Origin of the sequence: Mesorhizobium sp. M7A.F.Ca.US.010.02.1.1 (assembly GCF_004023085.1) — a bacterium.
In the GTDB taxonomy this organism is placed as follows: Bacteria; Pseudomonadota; Alphaproteobacteria; order Rhizobiales; family Rhizobiaceae; genus Mesorhizobium.
Window position 1 is genome coordinate 15,711 of sequence record NZ_RZRV01000027.1, and the last position, 24,434, is coordinate 40,144.

Sequence of the window (24,434 nt, forward strand, 5' to 3'; positions counted from 1 at the left end):
CAGGATTGCCCATGAAACGGGCAAAGGGAGCGATAAAAGCGACATGGCCGGGCGGTCGGGCTCACCCCTTCGCCAGCTTGCGGATCGCGCTCGATGACAGCGACGAGCGCGGGCCGTGGATGAAGGTCCAGGCCGGTGCCTTCATGCGGGCAAGCCGCGGCGCATCGCCCTCGTCGATGCGGGCATAGTCGAAGGTCTTGGCGACGACCGAGGACAGGAACGACAGCGTCGCGCCCGGGCGGTCGATGACGGCGATCGGGAAGGTCATGACGATCTCGCGCCAGCGCTGCCAGCGGTGAAAATCACGCAGACTGTCGGCACCCATGATCCAGACGAAGTCGACGCCGGGATTGCGCGCCTTGACCAGCGCCAGCGTGTCGGCGGTGTAGCGGACGTGATGGGCGGCTTCGAAAGCGGTGACCTTGATCTTCGGGTTCTTGGCGATCTGCTCCGACAGCTGCAGCCGCTCGTCCAGCGGCGCCAATTCCCTGGTGTTCTTCAGCGGATTGCCCGGCGTCACCATCCACCACAGCTGGTCGAGCGACAGGCGTCTGAGCGCAATCTCGGCGACCAGCGCGTGGCCGGCATGCGGCGGATTGAACGAGCCGCCGAACAGGCCGACGGCCAGCCCTTTCTCGGCATGCGGCATTTTGAGATAGTGGGATGGGGCGACGGGTGGGGAAGGAGATAGCATTCCGCTAGGCACCCCCCTCTGCCCTGCCGGGCATCTCCCCCGCAAGGGGGGAGATCAGCAATTTCGCCGAAGGCGTAAATCTTGCAGCGTTGAGGATTGGCGAAATCAGAAATATCAGCCAATCTCCCCCCTTGCGGGGGAGATGTCCGGCAGGACAGAGGGGGGTGGCTGGGCGCAAGCTTCAGGCCCTTTGGGCGAAATACGTCAAGGCCTCACCTGTCCAGACCCGCGCACGCGGTATTTGAACGACGTCAGTTGCTCGACGCCCACCGGTCCGCGCGCATGCATCTTGCCGGTGGCGATGCCGATCTCGGCGCCCATGCCGAACTCGCCGCCGTCGGCGAACTGCGTCGATGCGTTGTGCAGCAGGATCGCCGAATCGATCTCGTTGAAGAATTTTTCGACCGCTTGCGCATCCTCGGCGACGATCGCCTCGGTGTGATGCGAGGAAAACGTCTCGATGTGATCGATCGCACCCTTGATACCGTCGACCAGCTTCACCGCGATGATGGCATCGAGATATTCAGTCACCCAGTCGGCACCGGTCGCCGGCCTGGCGTCGAAAAACACTTTCAGCACCTCGGCATCGGCATGGATCTCGCAGCCGGCCGCGCGCAGTGCGTTGAGGATCGGCACCAGATGCGTGGAGGCGACCGCGCGGTCGACCAGCAGCGTCTCTGCGGCACCGCAGACGCCGGTGCGCCGCATCTTGGCGTTGACGGCGATCCGCACCGCCATTTGGAGCTCGGCCGAACGGTCGATGTAGAGATGGCAGATGCCTTCGAGATGCGCGAAGACCGGCACCCGTGCCTCGGCCTGCACCCGCCCGACGAGGCTTTTGCCACCGCGCGGAATGATGACGTCGAGCATACCGCCCAAGCCTTTCAGCATCTCGCCGACGGCGGCGCGGTCGGTGATCGGCACCAGTTGGATGGCGTCCTCCGGCAGGCCGGCTTCCTTCAGCCCTTCGACCAGGCAGGCGTGGATGGCGGCCGAGGAATTGAGCGAATCCGAGCCGCCGCGCAGGATTACCGGATTGCCGGCCTTGAGGCACAGCGCGCCGGCATCGGCGGTGACGTTCGGGCGGCTCTCATAGATGACGCCGACGACGCCGAGCGGCGTGCGCACGCGCTCGATATGCAGACCGTTCGGCCGATCCCATTGTGCGATCACGTCGCCAACCGGGTCGCGCAATTCGGCGATCTCCCTGATGCCGTCGGCCATGGCGCGAATGCGCGCCGGATCGAGCTTCAGCCGGTCCATGAAGGAGGCGGAAAGCCCGGATTCCTGGCCGTTCGAGACATCGATGGCGTTGGCGTCGAGAATGTCTTGCTGCCTGGCGACGATCGCCTCGGCCATGGCGGCAAGTGCAGCATTCTTGGCGGCGGTGGTGGCAATGGCCAACGGTCGGGCGGCAGCGCGGGCGCGGCGGCCGATATCGGCCATCAGCGCCACTGTGTCTTCTCCGGATTTTTCATGCTGCTTCAGCATGCTCATCCTCCGCTTATGGCGCCACCGGCCAGTACTTGGTCGCTAGCCCCTACTTGGGCACCAGAATGACTCACCACAAGGTCGTCGCGGTGGATCATCGCCGAACGCGCCTCGTAGCCGAGCACGGTTTCGATCTCGGCCGTCTTCAGGCCAGCGATCCTTACGGCATCGGCGGCATCGTAGGCAACCAGCCCGCGCGCGATCTCGCGGCCCTCGGGCGACAGGATCGCCACCGTGTCGCCGCGCGAGAAATTGCCGCTGACCAGCTTGACGCCCGCCGGCAGCAGCGACTTGCCCGACAGCAGCGCGCCGATGGCGCCGGCATCGACTGTCAGCCGGCCGGCCGGCTCGAGTTGGCCGGCGATCCAGGTCTTGTAACCCTTGACCGGATTGGAACTCGGCCGGAAGAAGGTGGCGCGTTCGCCGCGTTCGATCGCCATCAGCGGCGACAGCCGCGTGCCCGACGTGATGATCATCGCGGTGCCGGCGGCGGTGGCGATCTTGCCGGCATCGAGCTTCGTGCGCATGCCGCCGCGCGACAGTTCGGAAGCGGCCGCACCCGCCATCGCCTCGATATCGGGCGTGATCCGGTCGACCACCGGAATGAATTTGGCATGGGGGTCACGCGCCGGCGGCGCCGTATAGAGCCCGTCGATGTCTGAGAGCAGCACCAGGAGGTCGGCGCCCATCATGGTGGCGACGCGAGCCGCCAGCCGGTCATTGTCGCCGTAGCGGATTTCGGAAGTCGCCACCGTGTCGTTCTCGTTGATGACCGGCACTGCCTTCATCTTCAAGAGTGTCGAGATCGTCGCCCGCGCATTGAGATAACGGCGGCGCTCCTCGGTGTCGCCGAGCGTCAGCAGGATCTGGCCCGATTTCAGGCTGCCCTTGCCGAGCGCGTCCGACCAGGCGCCGGCCAATGCGATCTGTCCCACGGCTGCCGCCGCCTGGCTCTCCTCCAGTTTCAGGGCTCGCTTGCCGAGGCCAAGGATGGTGCGGCCAAGCGCGATGGCGCCGGAGGAGACGACGAGGATTTCAGCGCCGCCCTGCGCAAGCACCGCAATATCGTCGGCAAGCGAGGCCAGCCAGTCGCGCTTCAGGCCTGACGTTCGGTCGACGAGCAGCGCCGAGCCGATCTTGACGGTGATGCGCCGATATTTTTTCAGCGACTGCATGGCCTACTTGTCCCAGCGCGTCTCGACCGGGGTAGCCGTCCGCGCACGCGCCTCGCCCACCACCGACATCAGCGCCCGCAGCACCGCCTCGACGCCTTCGCCGGTGACCGCCGACAACAGCATCGGTGCTCGGCCGGCGGCGCGCTTCAGCGAGGCGACTTTCTTCTTGCGCGCATCGGCGTCGAGCGTGTCGACCTGGGAAAGTGCCACGATCTCGACCTTGTCGGTCAGGCCGTTGCCATAGGCCTCAAGTTCCGCGCGCACGGTCTTGTAGGCTTTGCCCGGATTTTCCTCCTGCGCCGAAACCAGATGCAGCAGCACGCGCGTGCGCTCGACATGGCCAAGAAAGCGATCGCCAATGCCGACGCCCTCATGCGCGCCTTCGATGAGACCCGGAATGTCGGCGATGACGAACTCGCGCGCGTCGATCCGGGCGACGCCGAGGCCGGGATGCAGCGTCGTGAACGGATAGTCGGCGATCTTCGGCTTGGCCGCGGTGACCGCCGCCAGGAATGTCGACTTGCCGGCATTGGGCAGCCCGACCAGCCCGGCATCGGCGATCAGCTTCAGCCGCAGCCAGATGTTGAGCTCCTGCCCCGGCAGGCCGGGATTGGCGCGGCGCGGCGCCTGGTTGGTCGAGGTCTTGAAATGTTGGTTGCCGAAACCGCCATTTCCGCCCTTGGCCAGCAGAAAGCGCTGGCCGACCACGGTCAGATCGCAGATCAGCGTCTCGTTGTCCTCTTCGAACACCTGCGTTCCCGCCGGCACCTTCAGCGTGACATCGGCGCCCTTGGCACCGGTCATGTTGCGGCCCATGCCGTGGACGCCGGTCTTGGCCTTGAAATGCTGCTGGTAGCGGTAATCGATCAGCGTGTTCAGCCCGTTGACCGCCTCCAGCCAGACATCGCCGCCACGACCGCCATCACCGCCATCCGGCCCGCCGAACTCGATGAACTTTTCGCGCCGGAACGACACCGAACCGGCGCCACCGTCACCGGAGCGGATGTAGACCTTGGCTTGATCGAGAAATTTCATGGGATTGTACAGTTTCTACTAGTGGCCTTGCGGCATTGCTCTAAACCTTGGCCCTTGCTCTAAACCAAGGCGCGGCGAAGGGCGAGGCCGTTTTGTGACAATGGCCGCGTGGGATCGGCCGGAGAGATGCCGGAATGAAGCTTGTAACTTACAACATCCAGTACGGCATCGGCCTCGACGGGCAATACGATGTCGGGCGCATCGCTGATGCCGTGCGCGGCGCCGACGTGATCGCTTTGCAGGAGGTGACCCGCAACAATCCCAGGAATAGCGGCCGCGACATGGTCGCCGAGATCGGCGAGGCGCTGCCCGACTACTTCGCCGTCTATGGCAGCAATTTCGAGGCCAATATCGGTTCGCACATCGACAATGGCCGCGCCATCACGAAAACCTTCCAGCTCGGCAACATGGTGCTGTCGAAAACGCCTATTCATCTGTCGCGCAACCTGCTTTTGCCGCGCAGCCGCAGCTTCGAGATGATGAACTTCCAGCGTGGCGCGCTGGAAGCGCTGATCGAGACGCCGCTTGGTTTCATCCGCTTCTATTCCATCCATCTCGATCACCGCAGCCCCGTCGAACGCGCCAGCCAGATCCAGTTCTTGCGCCAACGCATGCTGAACTACGCGCTCGAAGGCGGCGCGCTGTCCGGCGTCGCCGAGATCGGCCTGCCGGAACTGCCGCATCCCGAAGCCTTTGTCGGCATGGGCGATTTCAACATGCTGGCCGGTTCACCCGAATATGTCGAACTCGCCGGCCGGCCGGACCATGAATTCGGCATGCCGCTGACCGCCGACTTCGCCGTCGATGCCGCCTTGCGCCTGAACGCCACCGGCGACGATCTCATCAGCTGGGTCGACCCGAAACAACCCACCGACCCCAGCCGCCACAAGCGCATCGACTATATCTTCACAAGCGCTTCGCTTGCCAAATCCCTGAAGCGCCTGTGGGTCGACCGGAAAGCTGACGGTTCGGACCACCTGCCGGTGTGGGTCGAACTGGGCTGATGGCCTTTCATCCGGCAGTGTTTTCACGTTCGACGATCGCCATCATGATCGTATCGCGGTATTCCCCGTCGATATGGACGGCGTCGCGCTGCACGCCCTCCCTGACAAACCCGACCTTGTCGTAAAGAGAGATGGCGCGAGCATTGTCGGAATGCACGGAAAGCTCGACGCGGATAAAGCCGGTCTTGCGCGCCTGTGCCAAGGTCGCATTGATGAGCCGCAGTCCGAGGCCACGCCCCCGATAGGAAGGAATGATCCCCATTCCGAGGGAGCCGCGATGCGCATGGATGAGCCGATCGTGACGTGAGATGTCGCACCAGCCGACGACCTCGCCACGAACAACGGCCACGAACCCCGGATCGCCTCTCCCGATACGGTCCATTGCGAAACTTCTGACTTGATCCAGCGGTGGCGCCTCTAGGAAGGACAGGTACTTTCGCTCACGCGCTACGACATCGAGCGCGCGATGAAAGCTTTCGATATCCCCGGGCGTCATTGACCGTCGTCACACATCAAAAATGTACCCAGTTCCGCAGGCTGGTCCAGGTCTTGCGATCGAGCCGGTAGCGCTCGACGGGAACCTGGCCGGCGACGATCGAATTCAGCATGCCCTGGCCGGCATATTGGAACCCGCATTTGTGGATGACGCGGCGCGAGGCCGGATTGATGACCCGCGTCGAGGCCTGCAGCACCTGGATCGACGTCCTCTGGAAGGCGAGATCGACCAGCGCATGGGCTGCTTCCGTCGCATAGCCCTTCTTCCAGTAAGGCTCGCCGATCCAGTAGCCGAGTTCCAGCCCGCGTTCGGTGGTGTTGAGACCGGCACAGCCGACGAACGTGTCGGTTCCGGCCAGCGTCAGGGCATAGGCGATGCCGGCCCGGCGCGACCTGGTCATGGCGAGGAAGGAGCGCGCCTCGGCCTCGCCATAGGGGTGCGGCATGCGTGCCAGCATTTCGGCGACATGACGGTTGTCGGCAAGTTCGACCAGTTGCGCGACATCGCCTTCATGGGGCGCCCGCATCACCAGCCGCTCGGTGACCAGCACCGGGCAGTCTATCGCGTAACTTCCGTCTTCTGAGTCTTCCGCTTCGGCAACCATTTGAAAGTCCTCCAGGCACAAGAAAAAGGGGAGATGGAAACCCATCTCCCCTGATCCTTTTCCTGGCTTTGCCAGACACCGGTTCCCGAGATGGGCGCCGGTGTTCTAGTGCGGAACCGGCTACTCCGCGGCTTTGGCAATCGGGTTGACCGATACGTAGGTTCGGCCGTTGGCTTTTTTGTTGAACGTCACGGCGCCGGTCTCGAGCGCAAAAAGCGTATGGTCCGTGCCCATGCCGACATTGACGCCGGGATGCCACGTGGTGCCGCGTTGACGAATGATGATGTTGCCCGGGATGACGGCTTCGCCGCCGAACTTCTTCACGCCCAGACGCTTGGAATGCGAGTCGCGACCGTTGCGCGACGAGCCGCCAGCTTTCTTGTGTGCCATCTAACTAACTCCGTTGCGCCGCAAGGCGCCTAAAAGGCCTTATGAACGCGTTCGCGTTCCGTTTCAAGTCCGATCCGGCGACCCAATCGCCAGAAAATTACTTCGCAGCCAATTCCTTGGCCTGCTCGCGCCAGTCCTTGATCTGGTCGGCGCTGAAGGACATGTGCTCGTCGATCTTGGCGACATCCTTGTCGGTCAGCTTGGCGAGCTGCGCGAAGGTGATGATGCCCTGCTCGTTCAGGTCCTTGGCTGCGACCGGGCCGATGCCCTTGATCACGGTCAGATCGTCCGGCTCACCCTTCGGCGCCTTGAACAGCGGCGCTGCCGCGGTCTCGGCTGCCTTTGTCTCGGCTGCCTTGGCCTTGGGCTCCTTCTTCGGCGCGGCTTCCGCCTGCACCTCGGTGGCGGCCTCGGCCTTCACCTTCTTCGGCGCCTTGACCGATGCCGTCTTCGTCGGCTTGGCGCCACCCAGCAGGATCTCGGAGATCCGCACGGTGGTCAAAAGCTGGCGATGGCCGATCTTGCGGCGCGAATTCTGCCGGCGGCGCTTCTTGAAGGCGATGACGGTGCGGTTCTTGCCCTGTTCGACGACTTCGGCGGTGACCACCGCGCCGTCGACGAACGGCGCGCCAAACGTGACATTCTCGCCTTCGCCATGTGCGAGGACGTGGCCGATCTCGACCATATCGCCGACATTGGCTTCAACTTTTTCGATCTTCAGGAGATCGTTGGCGGCAACGCGATACTGCTTGCCACCCGTTTTAATGACTGCGAACATTTTTTGCCTTTCGCTGTTCGGTCGGCCTTGATGAACCGCCTGAGGCAGTTCAGCCGTCTTTTTGTCAGTCTGCGGGTTCAAAAAACAAGCGGCGTGGAAGAACCCTCCACGCCGATTGCGCGCTGTCCCTAACCGAAGGTTGGGGGCGAGTCAAGGCAAACCAGCCGCGCCGTTTCCGAGACCGTCATTGGCGGGCACGGACCGGCTGTGCCGACATGCCCACGGCGTTGCCCCCGCCTGGGCTGAGGATGGGTGACTGGTCGGCAATCCGCCTCGGGTCTCGCTGTACCCCACCAGCCCGTGAATCCGCCGCTTGCCAAGCAAGCCAAATAACTGACGGATTGGCCTTGTAACCTGCCCGTTCAGCCGTTATCTAGTGCGCCGCGCCGGCAACGGACGACCATGACCGCGGAGAGGTGGCAGAGTGGTCGAATGCACCGCACTCGAAATGCGGCATGGGTGCAAGCCCATCGGGGGTTCGAATCCCTCCCTCTCCGCCATTTAGCTTCCATAAAAATCCTTTCCTTTCAAAAGCTTCCTTGTTGCGCTTGACCAGCACGAAGCGAAACATATCTTAGACTGTGTAACAAACTGTGTAACATTAGAGAAAGATAATGCGACGTTCCGCAGCGCCAAAGCCGCATAAACGTGAAGGCATCTGGTATCTCGTCCGCAGGGTGCCGAAGGAATTCGCGGCGTTTGATCGCCGCTGCCTAGTACGCATTTCCACGGGCGTCGCCGTGGCTGACGATCCCCGCGGTGTACGGGCGCGAGATGCAGTGCAAAGCCTCGGCGCGGGGCTGGAGGCGTATTGGCGTAGACTGCGGGAAGGCCAATCCGCCGAGGCGGGGCTGCGTTTCGAAGCCGCGAGGAAGCGCGCGCGGTCATTTGGATTGGCCTATCGCACTAACGAGGAACTAGCAGCGGGGCCGCTCGACGAACTCATGGCCCGTATCAAGCTGCTCCTCGACAAAAAATCGATCGAGGACGCGCAGGACGTCTCGGCCGTCATGGGTGGGGAGAAGCGGCCAGCGGTCCGCCTGAGCGGTCTTATCAAGGAATTCGAGACGATCGAGCAACAGAACTTGCTGACCATGTCGCCCAACCAAATCAAGAAATGGCGTAACCCCAAAAAGCGCGCAGTTGCCAATCTGGTTGGAGTCATTGGCGACAAGGAGATCGCAAGCCTCACTCGGGACGACGCAATCGCGTTCCGCGAGTGGTGGCAAAAGCGGATCGTTGAGGATGGACTTGATATCGGTACGGCCAACAAGGACATCGGCCATGTTTCGAAAATGCTGCGCGTCGTCGATCTGACTCACCAGCTCAAGCTGGAGCCGGTTTTTCGAAACCTGCGTCTTTCCGGCGCCGTCCCCGGGCAACGCGCTGCGTTCACAGCGGAGTTCATTCAGGAGAAGATACTCGCTGAAGGCGCGCTCGACGGACTCAATGACGAAGCCCGCCATCTAATCTATGTGATTGCCGATACCGGACTCAGGCTTTCTGAAGCGGCAAACCTCACCACCGAAACAATCCACCTCGATCGAGAAATCCCGCATGTGCGGGTGCGCCCCAATGGCCGTCGCTTGAAGACCGGTCATTCAGCCCGTGACATTCCCTTGGTTGGCGGCGCACTTGCAGCCATCAAGCTCCATCCGGACGGCTTTCCTCGTTATCGCGACAAGGCCGCGTCACTTTCAGCGCTCGTCAACAAGGTGCTCGCCAGCAAGGAACTTCTGCCGACTTCCGAGCATAGTCTTTATAGCCTGCGACACACTTTCGAGGACCGGCTGACGGCAGTTGAGGCGCCGGAGAAGGTAATTGCTTCTCTGATGGGCCACAAATGGATCCGGCCCAAATACGGCGCGGGACCTTCGTTAGCGCAAAAGCGCGAGTGGCTCCAAAAAATCGCTTTTACCCCGCCCGGGCGAATGTGATTGCGGCGCCATCCAGGCCTTGAGAACCAACCTCACGGCTCCAGCTGTCCGAGCCATTTAGGTTGAGCGTGGCCAGCACGCGCTGCGCTCGCTCGCGATTTCCGAGCTTCCGCCGCATTTGTTCGACCTCGTATTCCAGCCTTTCGAAGGTCGGTATATAGGCATCTCCATGCCGGATGACCAAGTAGGCGGCAACAGCTAGACACCATTCTAGCTCCGTGGCCGATGGATCGGAAAAAGGGGCGACGCCATACCAAGACGAGCAACGCCTCTCGAGGGCTTCCGAACTAGGCAAACGGCCAGCATGTGGCATGGGAAAGAAACCTATGCCTGATCGACGAACCTAAAGTGCTCACGAAGCTTGACCGGTACGCGGGCCATCGGAGGGTTCTGCCTAAAACCGCCAAAAATTTTGAAACACCCATTCATCCGGCTCGAATTCAAAGGGATCGGCGATTTTTGGGTTATGGCTTGCAAGCATAGTTCAGCCCAGACAAGAACGCCTGATATCTTGTCGTGCACTGTCACCCTGCCAAATATGGTGCCGGCGACAACGGCAGTTTGGCGAGCAGAAGAATTCCCGAGACTGAGACGTTCTACGGCTTGGCCCATGTTCGCGCTCCTCCTCGATTGGAGACAGGATGGGCCATATGGAAGCGAATAAAAGGAGGTTGGTGACGAGTCTCGGTAGTGGAGTAGAAACGGGTGGAAAAGCTTGCGCTATTCGCCATCGGCGCCGCTAAGCGCATTTGAGAGAAGGGGCAGCGATCGCCAAGAGATGACGTCCGATCGCAAGCCGGCTAGAAATGCGACAGTGACGCGCCTTTTTTGGCACGACCTTAGCACCCGATCGGGCCTCAGCTGGTCGTCGTTGCGCAGCCGATCGGGTGCGATTTTTATAAAGCTCTCTTGGCTTTAGCTTTGAGAGCCCGTCATCGAGACAAATGCAAGGGAACGGTCCGCCCCCTGGGGACATTCGACATGCCGTGGCAGCTTCCTATGGTGAGCCAGCGCATTCCGATACACGTTTTCCGCGCTCTACCGTTGCTCCAGCACCTGTGCTGAGGCTGAGCGCTTGATCAGGACCCGACCGCTGCTGTTGCGGGATGGTGACTGGGTTGAGGTCGCGAAGACCTTGACCGCGGGTACGTTGTTCATCCCGATGAGCGCTGAGCCGAGAAGCAGCCAAGAACGCTTCCCGTAATCGAATCCTACGGGAACCGCGAAACCAGCGTCCAAAGGACGCAATTCTCCGACGTCGTTCACTCAAGCTCATCTCGCAACTTGAACGCTTGTATGAAGCCGCTGCATGTGCGCCGGTGGACCGGATTGCTGCTATCCAAACCACGTGCTCAGTTTCGCCCCCGTAATAACTCTACCGTCCGAAACGGCTTTCGCGCGTCAGGTCCACCCCACATGAAAGTTCCGCGAGCAGCACGGACGGAGAGGCCGGTCACAACTCCTTCGCGTGCTCTTTTACTACCGAATCAAGTGCCAAATGGAGAGGCACTGCCTTAGAGAACAGGAAGCCCTGCGCGGTTCTGCAGCCAAGCTTGTACAGAGTTTGCCGATCTGCCTCTGTTTCAACGCCCTCGGCCATGACCTCGATCCCGAGCGTCCTACCAAGATCAATCACCGCTTTGACAAGCAGCCGATTCTCCCGGGACTTGGCTAAGCCGCGAACGAAGCCCTGATCTATTTTCACCTTCCTGATCCGACTGTCCTTGAGCGATGCCAACGTCGAAAAACCGGTGCCGAAGTCATCGAGCGCGATAGAAATGCCAGCATGTGAAAGCCGGGCGAGCTTTTCATCCACTCTGTCCGGATCCACTGGGGCTTCTTCGGTAATCTCGATGTCGAACATCGTTGCAGGGAGGTCTTTTGCCGCCAGACCATTAAGAATCATCTCGTCAATATCGCCAGCTTCCAACTCGCACGGTGAAACATTCATCGCCACACGAACATCACGACGGTCAGCTTTGACCAAGCCCTCGATAAGAGCGCAACAGTCGGCGAATACCGTTTGAGTTAGCAGCTGAAGCATTCCAGTTTCGCGTGCCGCTGTCATGATCTCGGGCGGAGAAATGGGACCGTGAAGCGGGTGAGACCATCTTAGCAAGGCTTCAAAACTGACGACGGCTTCAGTTTCGAGTCTTACGATTGGCTGAAACCAAGCGACCAAGCTTCTCATCGTTATCGCCGAATGAAGATCGCGTTCGATTGACTGGCGGCGTTGCAACTCCCGGGCTAGCTCGGCATCGAACAGACAAAATTCATTCCTGCCGCGGCGCTTAGCTGTGTAAAGGGCGATGTCGGCCCGCAACAACATTTCCGTTAGTCCGGGGTTTTCAGCCAAGTAGATTCCTATAGACGCTCCAATGCGGACTGATGCGATCCCAGGATAGGGGCGAGCAAGCTTGGCTATGAGATTGGACGCGAGATTGGTGGGAGAAGGAGAATTCTTTCGCGAAGAAAAAACCAGCACGAATTCATCCCCACCGATGCGGGCGAGCGTTGAGCCCTCCGGTGCTTCTTCCTCTATTCGGCGGGCGATCCTGGCAAGCAGCTCGTCACCCGTTCTGTGACCGTAGGTATCGTTGACAGATTTGAACCCGTCCAGATCAATCAGCATGGCCACAAAGGGTCCATCGGTGTTCTCAAACTGATCGATTGCATGTTCGAGGCCCCGCCTGTTGAGGAGCGCGGTAAGATGGTCCTCCCTGGAATTGCGCTCCATTTCCGCGGCAAGCCGCTCGGCTTGATGTCTCAGGCGGCTCGCGTCACGGAAGCGCGCTTGTCCAACGAACGAGGATCGAACCAGGCCGCCCTCGAAAAGCAGGACGGCAAAAGCCAGAATGTAGTTTTCCGGGGCTCCCTTCGTCAGCAAACATGCGGCGGCAATGAGGAGTGGCGGTGTGATGAAGCATATCGCTGCCGCAGCATATGAGCTGCCGTACGTGACCGCGCCAGCTGAAATGCCCGCCAGAATTATTAGATGCAGCGATGCTTGAGACGTCGTGTATCCAGCCGTTAGGACGGCAAGGAATGACCAGGTGAATCCCGCCAGAAGAGCAAGCCTGCCAAACCAGCGAAGCCGCAGCCAAACCCGTGTCAGATCATCCTGGACTCCGGGTTCCTTCAGCTGATGACGGGCGAGTGCAAGGCGGGCGGCATTTATCGCATTAACGACCGAAAACCAGGCCGCGCCAGCAAGACCGTTCCCGGAAAGGGCCTGCACGGTCAAAATCAGCCCGGACAGCACAATGCTTATCGGCATTGAGACGAAAAGGCCTGCCCTCAGATCAGCGAGCTGGTCCTGAAGGATTCTCGCCTCCAGCGGATCTTCTTTTTCCAAGGCTGGACGGGTCAGCTTGCTTACTCCTGCTTGTCCGCAGCCTATGCAGCCCCCCTGAAGGACGGGTTAATTCTTCAATCGGAGATCAGCGTCGGGGAGCAGGATTACTCCGGTGCATCATGCACTCTCTCATCGCTCGCCCAGCACGCGCAAAAATGCGACTGCTGGTGCAGTATCACCGCTGGAGCTCCGCCGAAATCCCATGCCGGACAAGGGGAACATGTTGGGCAAAGCGAAGCCCCAGATGCCTTGCAAGCCGTGCCGCCAGGTGGTCTCTGGAGTAGAGTCCAACCAATATGTTCGTTGCATGGTAGAGCGGCGCCGCCGACAGGCGCAGCCGCCTTTCGTATATATGCAGCATGTCGGGGTCGCCAACATTGCGGCCGTCGCGGCACGCAGTCATGATTCCACGGGCGAGTTGCTTCTGGCTGCTGAGACCGATGTTGAATCCGTGAGCGGTCACCGGGTGCATGCCGATGGCAGCGTCGCCGATGAGTGCGGCGCTCGGCGCCCGGAATTTGTGCGCCCAGGTCGTGACCAGCGGATAGGTGTGGCGCTTGCTTGCCAAGGTCATTTTTCCAAGGCGCCCTCGACACCGTTTCGTCAACTCCGACAGGAACAAATCATCATCGAAGGCAAGCAGTCTATAGGCCTCGTTTGAGCGCAATGTGAGCAGCAGCGACGACATGCCCTCCGCGAGGGGCAATATCGCTATCGTCTGATGGTGATCGAACCATTCGATGGCGATCTGGTGGTGGGCGCGCTCGTGCCTCACTCGGCAAATCAGCATCGAGTGGCCAAGCCGGTTGATATCGGCGCCGATGCCTAGCAGATCACGCGTGGCGGACAAACGCGAATCCGCGGCAACAACCAGCCGAGCAGTTAAACGCGCGCCATTAGAGAGCGTTACGACTGCTCCTTCTTGGCTGTTTGTTGCATCGACGACCGAGTGGCCGCACAACAGCCGGGCGCGATCCTGCAAGCGGACGATTTTGAACAGCGCCTCGCGGATCCGGCAATTTGGAACCAAAACCCCCAGCGGTTCTCCAGAGTTGCTGGGAGGATCGAAACGAAGAGCGAATGCGCTCGAGCCGTTGAGCACGCGCGCGCCTTGAAGTGCTGATTTGTCCGAAGCCGGGATGACATCCCAGGCGCCGAGCTCGCGAAGGGTTCTGATCGAAGCGTTGGTCAGCGCGATTTCGCGACCATCGAAAGCCGGATTCGCCAGACTATCGAATGTGTTCTGTTCAACAACTGCCACCTTGAGTTCGCTTTGGGCAAGCGACGCAGCGAACGAAAGGCCGACCGGGCCGGCTCCAACGACAACGATGTCAAAATTATCGTCAGAGCCCATCAGCGTGCCGCCATCCGGTCGCCTATCCTCGTGTAACGGTGGAACTGAGCCGAGTGACATGAGCTCCGTGCCCGCCGCATTGCCTAAAGGCGCTGGGCCGGGAGATTCGCATCGATCGGCAACGAAGCACTCAAAGCGCTCAGAGGTGGATGCGGCTAACCGATCCCGCCCTTTCGCCGCGCAGCCGCGCAGATCGCCGCCAGCAAGCGAGACACTCGCGACGCTGGTCAGCGACGGCCGCGCCGCATCGATCGCCACATTCCACCTGGAACCCTTGCGCATACTACTCACGCTCCACGACGTCGAAGCGGGCTCTCTTGCGAGGGTGAGGGTATCGAACGTAGCGCTCTCTCTCGTCATCCCAGCCAAGGTAGCGGAAACTTTTATCCACGACCGCGCATATCTCATCAAGAACCTGCTGCATGGCTTCGATGTCGATGTCCTTGCAATTCAGTCGCCGATAGAGCAAAGCCCACGCGGCGACATAGTCGTCGAAATAGCGCGCGTCACTCGAACCAATGATCAACTTCGGACGGTTGATCGATTTCGAAAACGCACGTCCCAACCCCGATGATGCTCCGCAGCACGTTGACATCACGAGGATCTTCGGCGCTGGATGCGAGCCCTGGAACATTTTTACGAAGTCAGCCCAAAGAAGGCCACTTCGCCCACTGGACGAAGCGATCCCGTCACCATTGCCGTGCCCGGCGATGTGAAGCACGTCGCACTCCGCCTCCATCGCTCGTACTACAGCCTCACCAAATTTCGTTCGGTTCAACGCCATTTGGAGCTCCGCGCGGATGTTGACAGCCTTTAACAAGTGCTGCACGATCGGTCCCTCTTGCCTGTCGGCGAAGTAGTCATTTGCATTGTGGCAGTCGATGATGTGTACGGTGTTCATGGTACTCCAGCCGCTTGTTCGTTCATCGTCGTGACGAGCGGACACCACGCGCGCGGAACCGCGTGACGTGCGCTGGGTTCCGGTACCGTCGCATAGCCTCAAGGCGCGGGCCGGGAATCGGGATGGATCGGCAACGACGCACACAACCCATCAAAGGCGAAAGCTGTTGATCGGCCCCCTGTCCGCGCAAGCCACGCGGATGGTCAGCCAGCAAGCGAGATACACACGACGCCGGTCAGCTAATGGCTGCGCCGTAAGCACAAGGCATGGCCGACCACACGACAGAAAACCCAGAACCGTGAAGGTGCTGATAATGACGACCAATCTTTCCGTAAGTCATGCATTTCTCCGTCGAAGACTGGTCAATAGACCACGCCGATGAGTATGACCCTGATCTGGATCAGCCAGACATGACCAATCGGCACTGGCGGTTCACGGTCAGGTGATCGACCGTGACGTTCCACTTTGGAACCCGTGCGCACATTGCCAAGCTCTCGTCCGGCCACGCGAGGTACTCTCGTGGCATCACACGCCTCATACTGGGTGCAATGGGAGGCAGTCCTTCGCACGACAGAGGCTTTTCACAAATGTAGTGTGCAGCTTAGGTCAAGATGGTCATGGAGCATGGAGCATGGAGCATGGAGCATGGAGCATGGACAGCTTGTTCCCGACCGAGCCGGCTCGACTGACGAGCGCGATCCGCGCATCTTATGCACAGCGGATTGAAATCAGCGTTCCGGTTTGTCGTCCCGATCAATTAGTATCCGCTCGGCGGCTCCGTCGAGATCTTCGTATTGACCGCTTCGCAATGCCCAGACGAAGCCGGACACACCCAGTGCACCCAGAAAAAGGGCCACTGGTATGAGATAGAGCAACGTCGTCACGAGGATTATGCCGAATAGCTGACTGCGGAGCGTCCGACTTTTTGAATAACTTGCAGCGTCGCATTCGCCCCGAAGCCGTGCAAGCGCAATGCGTTTCCAATAACAAGCACCGATGAGGCAGACATGGCAATCGCCGCTAACAAAGGCGTGGCGTGGCCCAGGATGGCGATCGGCACGGCGACGGCATTGTAGACGATCGCAATCGCGATGTTCTGGCGGATCAGGTGTCCCGCCTTGCGCGAGACGTCCAGCGCGAGAGGCACTGCCAGAAGGCTTTCGCGCAGGAATACGAAGTCGGCGGCATTGCGGCCAATGTCGGCGGCGGTGGCCGGAGCGATCGAGACATGCGCCGCGCTCAGCGCCGGCGTGTCGTTGAGGCCGTCGCCAACCATCAGAACCTTGTGTCCGTCTTTCGCCAGGGTCTCGATGCGCTCGACCTTGCCCGACGGCAGCAGGCACGGAACGAAGTCCTCGACACCCAGCATTCTTGCAACTTCACCGCAGGCACCTGCGGTATCGCCCGACAGCATTTGCATCGACACCCCAGTATCGTTCAATCGCTTGATCGCCGCCGCCGCGTCGGCGCGCAGCGCATCCTCGAAATCGAAGGTCGCGACAATGAACCCGTCTTTTGTCAGCACCGTTCCGCCATAGCCATGGTTGCCTTCACCACCGGTCCGGGCCTTCCATCCAGCCCATCCGCGTCGACCCAGCCGCCAGATGCTTCCGGCGACAGTGGCTTCGATCCCGAACCCCGGATGCTCTGTGACGGCATCGAATTTGTGTTGCCCGCCAGGAGCGGCAAAGCCGGTTATGGCCTTTGAAAACGGGTGACGCGAGTGCGCGGCCATGTCTGCCGCGATTGCCAGCATGGCCGGATCGATCGACGATGCATTGAGGAGCCGGGGTTGTCCGAGCGTGAGCGTTCCGGTCTTGTCGAACACTGCGTTATCAATCGTCGCCAGGCGCTCCATGGCCGAACCGTCCTTGACCATGATGCCGTTCTCGAACAGACGCCGCGCGGCGACCACCTGAACGATCGGTACGGCGAGGCCGAGCGCGCACGGGCAGGTGATGATCAGAACGGCAATGGCGATCGTCATCGCCCGGTGCCAGTCGCCCGTCGCCGCCATCCAACCCAGGAATGTCACGAAGGCGGTGAGATGAACCACGGGCGCGTAGAGTGCCGACACGCGATCAGCGATGCGGCGATAGTGCGCGCGACCGCCCTCTGCGGCTTCCATCAGCCGAACCATTTCGGCGAGGAACGAATCCTTCGCGGCGGCGGTCGCCTCGATCGTCAGCGGGCCGGTAAGATTGAGCACGCCGGCCTGCACGGCTTCGCCCGGCGCCACGTTTTTCGGCGCGCTTTCGCCTGAGGCCAGCGAGCAGTCGAGATCAGACGCTCCGTGGATGATCTTGCCGTCGACGGGGATCCTTTCACCGGCCGCGATCAGCAGCTGCATCCCCGGTTCGATCTCGCCAACCGGCAGATAGTCGCGCGCGCCATCGCCGCGCAGCACCATGGCGCCGCGTGCGGCCAGCTGCGACAGGCCTTTCACCGCGGTGCGGGCACGTTCGCGCATCACGTGATCCAGCGTCCTGCCGATCAAAAGGAAAAAAAGCAGCGAAACCGACGCGTCGAAATAGGCGTGGTCGCCATGGTTGATCGTCTCATAGAGGCTCATGGCGTAAGCGAGCGACACTCCGACCGCGATCGGCACGTCCATGTTCATGCGGCCGTGGCGCAGTGCATTCCAGGCCGAGCGGAAGAAGATGCCGCCGGCGAAGGCGAGCGCTGGGATGGCGATCAATGCGGAGACCCAGTGAAACAGGTCGCGGGTAGCCCCTTCGGCCCCGGACCAGACAGAGACCGAAAGCAGCATGATATTGCCCGCCGCGAACCCGGCAACCGCGACGGCGCGGATCAACTCCGAAAGCGTCCTGTCCTTTTCATCAATCTCGGGGGCGAAGAGATGCGCCTGGTAGCCGAGCCGTCCAAGCGCGGCGACGAACGGTGGAACCTCGTCGCCACGCCAGCGGACCGAGACCCGTTTCGTCGACAGGTTGACGCGGGCGCTCTCGACGCGATCGAGCGTTCCCAACGCCGTCTCGATCGTCTGGATACAAGCTGCGCAATGAACGCTCGGCACCGAAAGATCGGTTTGGCGGAGATCATCTCCAAGCGATCGGCTCGCCAGCCTGATCTCTTGACTAGACGGCAGGACCGACGTGGTGCTGCCCAGATCAAGCGCCATTTCGGCGCCCGGTGCACAACAACTCATTTCAGCGCTCCATGGGAAATCATGATCCTGCGGACTTCGCGGTAGGGCTCGGCCAGACCGGCGTCAGCGTCGACTTCGACGATCCAGACGCCATCCTTCGGCATGTGCTGGGCTGCGAATTCCTGGCCGGAGGCGAGGGCGAGGTTGACCGCCTTGTCCTCTTTCTCGTAGGCGGGATGGCGAAACAGCACCTTGACGCCATGCAAGGCAATCGGCTTGCCGACGGCGTCGGTAAGGCTATAGCGGACCTCGCCCCATGCGATGGTCAGCTTGCCGGTCCAGCCGAGCGCTGCCTGCGCCCGCCCCTCCTCGGCCTTCTTGTTGAACTGCTGGCTCGCCACATAGGTGTTTTCGACGACAAGGCCGGTCCAGCTCGTGTTGGCGAGCGTTGCCATCGTCAGATTGACCGCGATGACCACCCCGAAAAAGGCTAGGATGATGGCCAGCATGTGCCTGCCGGTGAATACGCGGGGTTTTTCAGCGTTAGCGGTCATCTGGCAGTCTCCGGCGCGTTGAAGGTGGCGGTGTATTCGTCCGCCTCGAAGCTCGCCTTGTCCTCGACACGGAACTTGAAGGTCTGCGCTGTGCCCTGGATTTGATCCGCCGGCTGGCGCACGAAGACCTTCAGCATTTTCAGGCGGTCGGGTTCGACCGGAATGGCAAAAGAACGGCCTTCCGGGATGTCGTCGCCGACCACGCTCATCTCGGCGCCCTGCAAGCCTTGAATCGCGACAACGATCGTCCTTGGCTCGGGGATCATGTTGAGCAGCTTGACGGTGTAGCCGTTGCGGATCGAGCCGTCGGACAGCGTGACAAATTGCGGATTGCGATCATGCAGCACGTTGACTTCGAGCCGATCGCGCGTCAGCAGCGAATAGAGCAGACCCAGGCCGATCAGCGACCAGATACCCATGTAGACGTAGGTGCGTGGCCGAAAGATCTTGCGGATATGGAAATGCGCCACCTTGTCGGAGAACAGGCCATCAGCGGTCCTGACCTGCGACGGGTTGACTGAACTGGAGCCGCCCGCGGTCGCCAGCATCATGTTGGCGTTGTAGTCGGACAGTGTCGCATAGGAGATCAGCCCGCGCTCCTTGCCGAGCTTGTCCATGACCCCGTCGCAGGCGTCTATGCACAGCGCGCAGGTGATGCATTCCATCTGCTGGCCATCGCGGATGTCGATCCCCATCGGGCAGACCGCGACGCAGGCATTGCAGTCGACGCAGTCACCGACCGGCAGCCCTGCGGCAAGGACCTTCTTGGCGTGGCGAGAACGCGGTTCGCCGCGCCAGTCATTGTAGGTGACGGTGAGAGAACTTTCGTCGAGCATCGCTGCCTGGATGCGCGGCCATGGGCACATGTAGGTGCAGACCTGCTCGCGCATCAGACCGCCGAACGTGTAGGTGGTAGCCGTCAGCACGGCGACAGTGATGTAGGCGACGGGTGGCGCGGTGCCGGTGAAGAGTTCGCCAACCAGCGTCGGCGCATCGGCAAAATAGAAAATCCAGGCGCCGCCGGTCGCCGCACCGATGACCAGCCAGACGGCGTGCTTCGATAAGCGCAGCATCAGCTTGCGGGCGGTCCAGGGGCCTGCATCGAGTTTCATGCGAGCGTTACGGTCGCCCTCTATCGCACGTTCGACGACGAGGAACAGATCGACCCACACCGTCTGAGGGCATGCATAGCCGCACCAGGCACGGCCGACAGTCGAGGTGATCAGGAAAAGACCGACGCCCGCCATGACCAGGAGGCCGGCCACATAGAAGAATTCCTGGGGCCATATCTCGATGAAGAAGAAGTAGAAGCGCCGGTTCGCGAGATCGAGCAGGACTGCCTGGTCCGGGGCAAATGGACCGCGAGCCCAAGGCAGCCACGCAGCCAGGTAATAGATGCCAAGTGTGATCGTCATCACCAGCCATTTGAAGCGACGAAAGTTGCCCGAGGCGCGCTTCGGAAAGATCTTTTGACGCGCGGCATAAAGCGGCTTGCGGGTTTTGGCGGAATTGACAGTTTCTGTTTCGAGCCCTGTCAACTGCGTCTTGTCACGCATGTGCAACTCCACTTTCCCAGCCAATGTCAGGGGCACCTGTCGTAAAGCCTCGCCGTAGGATAGCCTTGCCGGGTTGTGCAGATCGCATTAGGGATGGTGTCGAGGCCCGGCTCACGCCGGGCCTCGTCCGCTTGGCAGGGGGGACCGAAGAATAGGACCTTCCATTCCTATTCTCCGCCGCCAAGCGAATGGACATAAACTGCAAGTTCCTTGACCTTGATCTCGCCGAGACGGCCAACCCAGGCCGGCATGACGCCCTGTTTTGGCGCACGGACCTGTGCGGCGATGGCTGTCTCACCGGATCCATAGAGCCAGATCGCATCGGTCAGGTCGGGGGCGCCGAATTCCCTGTTGCCTTTTGCATTGTCGCCGTGACAGGCCACGCAATTCTCGGCAAAGACCTTGGCGCCGGGTTGGATCAGACTTGCATCGCGGACCTTGCCGGAAAGGCTGGCCACGTAGGCGCTGACTTGTGCGATCTGGTCGGCGGTAATGATGTCGCCGAAGGCCGGCATTTCCGACAGGCGCGTGTCCGGATCGGATGCGAAGCGGATGCCGTGCGTAATCGTCTGCTGGATCTGCTCGGCCTTGCCGCCCCACAGCCAGTCGTCGTCGTTGAGATTGGGAAAGCCCTTGGAACCCTGGGCGCCGGAGCCATGACATTGTACGCAATTGACCTTGAAAGCGGCGCCACCGGCGGCGATTGCGAATTCGCGCAGGCCGTCGTCCGCGGCGATTTCCGAGACGCTCTTGGACTCCACCGCCGAGATATATTTGCCCTTGGCGGCCTCAGCCGCGGTCAGCTCGTTCCTGACCTCGTTGCGGCTGGAATAGCCGAGCACACCCGTTGTCGCCGAGTGCAACAGAGGCCATGCTGGATAGGCAATGGTGTAGCCTATCGCCCAGACAATGGTGACGTAAAAAGTGATAACCCACCATCTGGGAAGCGGGTTGTTCAGCTCCCGGATACCATCCCATTCGTGGCCGGTGGTCGAGACGCCAGAGATTTCATCGATATGCTCGTCGCTCATGATCACTCGTCCTCGAGCGGAATGCGGGCCGCTTCGTCGGCCAGCCTTCGGCTGCCGGGGCGTAGGGCAAAGGCGATGCACCCCACGAAGAACAGCGCCATCGCAACCAGGCCCCAGCTGTCGGCAAACGCCCGCATCAAATTGTAGGTCATCAGCGTTCTCCTCAGCGGTAGCCGGCGGCTTCGTCGTAATTTTTGAAGTCGACCAGTGTGCCAAGCATCTGCAGGTAGGCGAGCAGGGCATCCATTTCGGTGACCTGTTGCGGGTTGCCGTCGAAGTCGCCGATCTTGGCTTTTGGGTAACGCGCCTCAAGGCCTGATGTGTCGGCATTGGGATCGGCCTGCGCCGCCAGATCCGCATTGGCGTGGGCGATCATGTCATCGGTGTAAGGGACGGCTACAAGCCTGTTGGCGACCAGATGCGTCGAGAAATCCTTCACGTCGATCGGCGTGTCTTTCAGGAACCCATAGCTCGGCATGATCGATTCCGGCACCACCGAGCGCGGGTCGGTAAGATGCGCGACATGCCATGCATTCGAGTAGCGGTCGCCAACTCTGGCGAGATCCGGCCCGGTGCGCTTCGATCCCCACTGGAAGGGGTGATCGTACATGGACTCGGCAGCCAGGCTGTAGTGGCCATAGCGCTCAACTTCGTCGCGGAACGGCCTGATCATCTGGCTATGACAGAGGTAGCAGCCCTCGCGCATATAGATGTTGCGCCCGACAAGTTCGAGCGGCGAATAGGGGCGCATGCCTTCCACCTTCTCGATCGTGTTGTCGAGATAGAAGAGAGGCGCGATCTCGACGATGCCGCCGACCGTCACCACGAGCAGCGAGCCAACGAGAAGAAGCGTGGCGTTCTTCTCGATGATTGCGTGTTTGTCCATCAAGCCCATTACCTGGCTCCTGATCGCGCAGGTCGGATGGCGACGGGGCTCGGCATCGGCTCCTCCTCGCGCTGGTGGCCGAGGATGGTCCTGGTGATGTTCCAGGCCATGATCAGGGCGCCGGAGAGGTACATGGCGCCGCCGATGGCGCGCAGGACATAGTAGGGGTGCATGGCGGCGACGGTTTCGGCGAAGGAGTAGACCAGGAAGCCCTGCTCGCCATATTCGCGCCACATCAGGCCCTGCATGATGCCGGACACCCACATCACCGCGGCGTAGACGACGATCCCGAGTGTCGCCAGCCAGAAGTGCCAGGTGACGAGCCTCAGCGAGTAGAGCCGTTGACGGTTCCAGAGCTTCGGGACCATGTAGTAGATCGCGCCGAACGAGATCATGCCGACCCAGCCGAGCGCACCCGAATGGACGTGCCCGATGGTCCAGTCGGTATAATGCGACAGCGAATTGACCGCCCGGATCGCCATGATGGGGCCTTCGAAGGTCGACATGCCATAGAAGGCGACGGCCATCACCATCATGCGGATGATCGGATCGGTGCGCAGCTTGTCCCAGGCGCCGGACAGCGTCATCAGGCCGTTGATCATGCCGCCCCAGGACGGCATCCACAGCATGATCGAGAACACCATGCCGAGCGTCTGCGCCCAATCGGGCAAGGCGGTGTAGTGCAGGTGATGCGGCCCGGCCCAGATGTAGAGAAAGATGATAGCCCAGAAATGGACGATCGACAGCCGGTACGAATAGACTGGCCGGTTCGCCTGCTTGGGCACGAAATAATACATCATGCCGAGGAAGCCGGCGGTGAGAAAGAAGCCGACCGCGTTGTGGCCGTACCACCATTGCGTCAAGGCGTCCTGGACCCCTGAAAAGGCGGAGTAGCTCTTGGAGCCCGGGAACGAGACTGGTATGGACAGGTTGTTGACCACATGCAGCATCGCGATGGTCACGATGAACGACAGGTAGAACCAGTTGGCCACGTAGATATGCGGTTCCTTGCGCTTCAGGATCGTGCCAAGGAACAGAATGAGGTAGGCGACCCAGACGATGGTCAGCCAGACATCCACATACCATTCGGGTTCGGCGTACTCGCGGCCCTCGGTGATGCCGAGCAGGTAGCCGGTCGCGGCCATGACGATGAACAGCTGGTAGCCCCAGAAGACGAACCAGGCGAGATCACGGCCGAAGAGGCGCGCGCGGCAGGTGCGCTGCACGACATACAGAGACGTGCAAAGCAGCGCGTTGCCGCCGAAGGCGAAAACGACACCGGATGTGTGCAACGGCCGCAAACGACCGAAATTGAACCAGGGCTGGATGTTGAGATCGGGGTAGGCGAGCTGCAGCGCGATCACCACGCCGACCAGCATGCCGACGACACCCCAGAACACGGTGGCGATCGCGCCGTAGCGGATCGGACCATCCATGTAAGCGGATGGGTCAATCGGAGCTGCTGGCCTGAACTCCGTGTTGCGCAACAGGATCGCAGTGAAACCAGCCACTGCGAAGAACAACACCCACATGTGTCGGCGGAAAGGTTCATCCACGCCGAAGCCGGCGGCCACCAGGGCCGCAAAAGCGAACACGCTTAGAAGGACGATCTCTGTGCCGAATTTCATTGCAGATCCCGATCTCGAATCTGGTGGATGCCAAATCCGCAGCGCACTAATCGCGCAGCCGCCGCCCCCTCGCCCTGATCTATGTCAGGCCGCACGATTTTGTGCGGCGCAATCAGCAGGTGGCGAATGAACGAGGAACGCAGCGCGGGCTCACTCCCTCATGGAAGGCGTTCCCTGGGTTGGGCGGGCGCAGACGCGATCGCTGAGGCGAAAGCTGAGGCTCTGCGCGCGTTGGATGCTATTGCCGATGCCCTGCCAAACGTTGTTCGGATCCCATTGGAAACGAACGCGATCGTTCCGCCGAGCCGTGGCAGATTAAGGACCATGCTTCGCCGGTATGTGCCGAAACACACCTGGCGATTGGTCACGTTCCTATCAAAGCCCGAAAGCTGTTTGTCTCGACAACCGTGACGCCGCTTCGTCGAAGGCGCGGCGACATCGCATTAAAAGGCAAAC

General features: G+C 61.0%; 21 protein-coding genes and 1 tRNA gene. 3 read left to right on the forward strand and 19 right to left on the reverse strand.

What is annotated here, in order from left to right; translation table 11 throughout:
• Nucleotides 1-61 precede the first annotated feature (61 nt).
• From EOA19_RS23610 to obgE, 4 genes are all read right to left on the reverse strand, one after another.
• Nucleotides 62-649: a nicotinate-nucleotide adenylyltransferase gene (locus tag EOA19_RS23610; RefSeq protein ID WP_128304969.1), complete on the reverse strand. Its 588-nt coding sequence runs from the start codon at nucleotides 647-649 to the stop codon at nucleotides 62-64.
• A 249-nt stretch (nucleotides 650-898) separates the two neighbouring features.
• Nucleotides 899-2,185, reverse strand: coding sequence for a glutamate-5-semialdehyde dehydrogenase (locus tag EOA19_RS23620; protein WP_128304966.1), 1,287 nt, complete (start codon nucleotides 2,183-2,185; stop codon nucleotides 899-901).
• Between the two features lie 2 nt (nucleotides 2,186-2,187).
• Nucleotides 2,188-3,360 (reverse strand): glutamate 5-kinase, encoded by a 1,173-nt coding sequence (gene proB / locus EOA19_RS23625; RefSeq protein WP_023811780.1) that lies wholly within the window; start codon nucleotides 3,358-3,360, stop codon nucleotides 2,188-2,190.
• A 3-nt stretch (nucleotides 3,361-3,363) separates the two neighbouring features.
• Nucleotides 3,364-4,395 (reverse strand): GTPase ObgE, encoded by a 1,032-nt coding sequence (gene obgE / locus EOA19_RS23630; RefSeq protein ID WP_023811779.1) that lies wholly within the window; start codon nucleotides 4,393-4,395, stop codon nucleotides 3,364-3,366.
• Nucleotides 4,396-4,529: 134 nt separating this feature from the next.
• Here obgE and EOA19_RS23635 point away from each other — a divergent pair, with 134 nt between their 5' ends.
• Nucleotides 4,530-5,399 carry an endonuclease/exonuclease/phosphatase family protein gene (locus tag EOA19_RS23635; protein ID WP_128304967.1) on the forward strand — a complete coding sequence of 290 codons (870 nt, stop codon included), beginning with the start codon at nucleotides 4,530-4,532 and terminating at the stop codon, nucleotides 5,397-5,399.
• Nucleotides 5,400-5,406: 7 nt separating this feature from the next.
• Here EOA19_RS23635 and EOA19_RS23640 read toward each other — a convergent pair whose 3' ends face one another.
• From EOA19_RS23640 to EOA19_RS23655, 4 genes are all read right to left on the reverse strand, one after another.
• On the reverse strand, nucleotides 5,407-5,895 hold the full coding sequence (locus EOA19_RS23640) for a GNAT family protein (RefSeq protein ID WP_128304968.1): 489 nt from the start codon (nucleotides 5,893-5,895) through the stop codon (nucleotides 5,407-5,409).
• A gap of 16 nt (nucleotides 5,896-5,911) precedes the next feature.
• Nucleotides 5,912-6,499: a GNAT family protein gene (locus EOA19_RS23645; protein ID WP_023811776.1), complete on the reverse strand. Its 588-nt coding sequence runs from the start codon at nucleotides 6,497-6,499 to the stop codon at nucleotides 5,912-5,914.
• A 120-nt stretch (nucleotides 6,500-6,619) separates the two neighbouring features.
• Nucleotides 6,620-6,889 carry a 50S ribosomal protein L27 gene (gene rpmA / locus EOA19_RS23650; protein ID WP_013529063.1) on the reverse strand — a complete coding sequence of 90 codons (270 nt, stop codon included), beginning with the start codon at nucleotides 6,887-6,889 and terminating at the stop codon, nucleotides 6,620-6,622.
• Nucleotides 6,890-6,986: 97 nt separating this feature from the next.
• Entirely contained in the window at nucleotides 6,987-7,667 is a 681-nt protein-coding gene (locus tag EOA19_RS23655) for a 50S ribosomal protein L21 (RefSeq protein ID WP_127317713.1), read from the reverse strand.
• 410 nt (nucleotides 7,668-8,077) lie between these two features.
• Here EOA19_RS23655 and EOA19_RS23660 point away from each other — a divergent pair.
• Together EOA19_RS23660 and EOA19_RS23665 are read left to right on the forward strand one after the other, a co-directional pair.
• Nucleotides 8,078-8,167, forward strand: a tRNA-Ser gene (locus EOA19_RS23660).
• Between the two features lie 114 nt (nucleotides 8,168-8,281).
• The gene (locus tag EOA19_RS23665) at nucleotides 8,282-9,604 is read left to right on the forward strand and encodes an integrase (RefSeq protein WP_063169217.1); all 1,323 of its coding nucleotides are present in this window, start codon (nucleotides 8,282-8,284) and stop codon (nucleotides 9,602-9,604) included.
• A 1,453-nt stretch (nucleotides 9,605-11,057) separates the two neighbouring features.
• On the opposite strand, the gene EOA19_RS23670 is transcribed toward EOA19_RS23665, so the two are convergent.
• The 11 genes from EOA19_RS23670 to ccoN form a co-directional block, all read right to left on the reverse strand.
• Nucleotides 11,058-12,959, reverse strand: a complete 1,902-nt coding sequence (locus EOA19_RS23670; protein WP_082826564.1) for an EAL domain-containing protein — start codon at nucleotides 12,957-12,959, stop codon at nucleotides 11,058-11,060.
• A gap of 175 nt (nucleotides 12,960-13,134) precedes the next feature.
• Entirely contained in the window at nucleotides 13,135-14,316 is a 1,182-nt protein-coding gene (gene ubiM, locus EOA19_RS23675) for a 5-demethoxyubiquinol-8 5-hydroxylase UbiM (RefSeq protein WP_024502870.1), read from the reverse strand.
• Nucleotides 14,317-14,596: 280 nt separating this feature from the next.
• The gene (locus EOA19_RS23680; RefSeq protein WP_063169219.1) at nucleotides 14,597-15,214 is read right to left on the reverse strand and encodes a hypothetical protein; all 618 of its coding nucleotides are present in this window, start codon (nucleotides 15,212-15,214) and stop codon (nucleotides 14,597-14,599) included.
• 728 nt (nucleotides 15,215-15,942) lie between these two features.
• Nucleotides 15,943-16,098: a cbb3-type cytochrome oxidase assembly protein CcoS gene (gene ccoS / locus EOA19_RS23685; RefSeq protein WP_081714250.1), complete on the reverse strand. Its 156-nt coding sequence runs from the start codon at nucleotides 16,096-16,098 to the stop codon at nucleotides 15,943-15,945.
• Nucleotides 16,099-16,103: 5 nt separating this feature from the next.
• The gene (locus tag EOA19_RS23690; protein WP_063169220.1) at nucleotides 16,104-18,383 is read right to left on the reverse strand and encodes a cation-translocating P-type ATPase; all 2,280 of its coding nucleotides are present in this window, start codon (nucleotides 18,381-18,383) and stop codon (nucleotides 16,104-16,106) included.
• Nucleotides 18,380-18,877, reverse strand: a complete 498-nt coding sequence (locus EOA19_RS23695) for a FixH family protein (protein WP_063169221.1) — start codon at nucleotides 18,875-18,877, stop codon at nucleotides 18,380-18,382. The genes EOA19_RS23690 and EOA19_RS23695 overlap by 4 nt, the downstream gene beginning before the upstream one ends.
• On the reverse strand, nucleotides 18,874-20,433 hold the full coding sequence (gene ccoG, locus EOA19_RS23700; RefSeq protein WP_063169222.1) for a cytochrome c oxidase accessory protein CcoG: 1,560 nt from the start codon (nucleotides 20,431-20,433) through the stop codon (nucleotides 18,874-18,876). The genes EOA19_RS23695 and ccoG overlap by 4 nt, the downstream gene beginning before the upstream one ends.
• Before the next feature lie 167 nt (nucleotides 20,434-20,600).
• Nucleotides 20,601-21,464, reverse strand: coding sequence for a cytochrome-c oxidase, cbb3-type subunit III (ccoP, locus tag EOA19_RS23705; protein ID WP_063169223.1), 864 nt, complete (start codon nucleotides 21,462-21,464; stop codon nucleotides 20,601-20,603).
• A gap of 2 nt (nucleotides 21,465-21,466) precedes the next feature.
• Entirely contained in the window at nucleotides 21,467-21,616 is a 150-nt protein-coding gene (locus EOA19_RS23710) for a cbb3-type cytochrome c oxidase subunit 3 (RefSeq protein ID WP_024502864.1), read from the reverse strand.
• 11 nt (nucleotides 21,617-21,627) lie between these two features.
• Nucleotides 21,628-22,359, reverse strand: coding sequence for a cytochrome-c oxidase, cbb3-type subunit II (gene ccoO / locus EOA19_RS23715; protein ID WP_063169224.1), 732 nt, complete (start codon nucleotides 22,357-22,359; stop codon nucleotides 21,628-21,630).
• Nucleotides 22,359-23,978 carry a cytochrome-c oxidase, cbb3-type subunit I gene (ccoN, locus tag EOA19_RS23720; RefSeq protein WP_063169225.1) on the reverse strand — a complete coding sequence of 540 codons (1,620 nt, stop codon included), beginning with the start codon at nucleotides 23,976-23,978 and terminating at the stop codon, nucleotides 22,359-22,361. The genes ccoO and ccoN overlap by 1 nt, the downstream gene beginning before the upstream one ends.
• Nucleotides 23,979-24,434: the final 456 nt, after the last annotated feature.

What these genes read in the sequence shown, in the direction of transcription:
- EOA19_RS23610 (WP_128304969.1), bottom strand. Translation starts at nt 649, where the DNA reads ATGCCGCATGCCGAGAAAGGGCTGGCCGTCGGCCTGTTCGGCGGCTCG.
- ccoO (WP_063169224.1), bottom strand. Translation starts at nt 22,359, where the DNA reads ATGGGCTTGATGGACAAACACGCAATCATCGAGAAGAACGCCACGCTT.
- EOA19_RS23710 (WP_024502864.1), bottom strand. Translation starts at nt 21,616, where the DNA reads ATGACCTACAATTTGATGCGGGCGTTTGCCGACAGCTGGGGCCTGGTT.
- EOA19_RS23665 (WP_063169217.1), top strand. Translation starts at nt 8,282, where the DNA reads ATGCGACGTTCCGCAGCGCCAAAGCCGCATAAACGTGAAGGCATCTGG.
- EOA19_RS23645 (WP_023811776.1), bottom strand. Translation starts at nt 6,499, where the DNA reads ATGGTTGCCGAAGCGGAAGACTCAGAAGACGGAAGTTACGCGATAGAC.
- obgE (WP_023811779.1), bottom strand. Translation starts at nt 4,395, where the DNA reads ATGAAATTTCTCGATCAAGCCAAGGTCTACATCCGCTCCGGTGACGGT.
- EOA19_RS23635 (WP_128304967.1), top strand. Translation starts at nt 4,530, where the DNA reads ATGAAGCTTGTAACTTACAACATCCAGTACGGCATCGGCCTCGACGGG.
- EOA19_RS23620 (WP_128304966.1), bottom strand. Translation starts at nt 2,185, where the DNA reads ATGCTGAAGCAGCATGAAAAATCCGGAGAAGACACAGTGGCGCTGATG.
- proB (WP_023811780.1), bottom strand. Translation starts at nt 3,360, where the DNA reads ATGCAGTCGCTGAAAAAATATCGGCGCATCACCGTCAAGATCGGCTCG.
- EOA19_RS23640 (WP_128304968.1), bottom strand. Translation starts at nt 5,895, where the DNA reads ATGACGCCCGGGGATATCGAAAGCTTTCATCGCGCGCTCGATGTCGTA.
- rpmA (WP_013529063.1), bottom strand. Translation starts at nt 6,889, where the DNA reads ATGGCACACAAGAAAGCTGGCGGCTCGTCGCGCAACGGTCGCGACTCG.
- EOA19_RS23680 (WP_063169219.1), bottom strand. Translation starts at nt 15,214, where the DNA reads ATGAACACCGTACACATCATCGACTGCCACAATGCAAATGACTACTTC.
- EOA19_RS23695 (WP_063169221.1), bottom strand. Translation starts at nt 18,877, where the DNA reads ATGACCGCTAACGCTGAAAAACCCCGCGTATTCACCGGCAGGCACATG.
- ccoN (WP_063169225.1), bottom strand. Translation starts at nt 23,978, where the DNA reads ATGAAATTCGGCACAGAGATCGTCCTTCTAAGCGTGTTCGCTTTTGCG.
- EOA19_RS23655 (WP_127317713.1), bottom strand. Translation starts at nt 7,667, where the DNA reads ATGTTCGCAGTCATTAAAACGGGTGGCAAGCAGTATCGCGTTGCCGCC.
- EOA19_RS23690 (WP_063169220.1), bottom strand. Translation starts at nt 18,383, where the DNA reads ATGAGTTGTTGTGCACCGGGCGCCGAAATGGCGCTTGATCTGGGCAGC.
- ccoG (WP_063169222.1), bottom strand. Translation starts at nt 20,433, where the DNA reads ATGCGTGACAAGACGCAGTTGACAGGGCTCGAAACAGAAACTGTCAAT.
- ccoP (WP_063169223.1), bottom strand. Translation starts at nt 21,464, where the DNA reads ATGAGCGACGAGCATATCGATGAAATCTCTGGCGTCTCGACCACCGGC.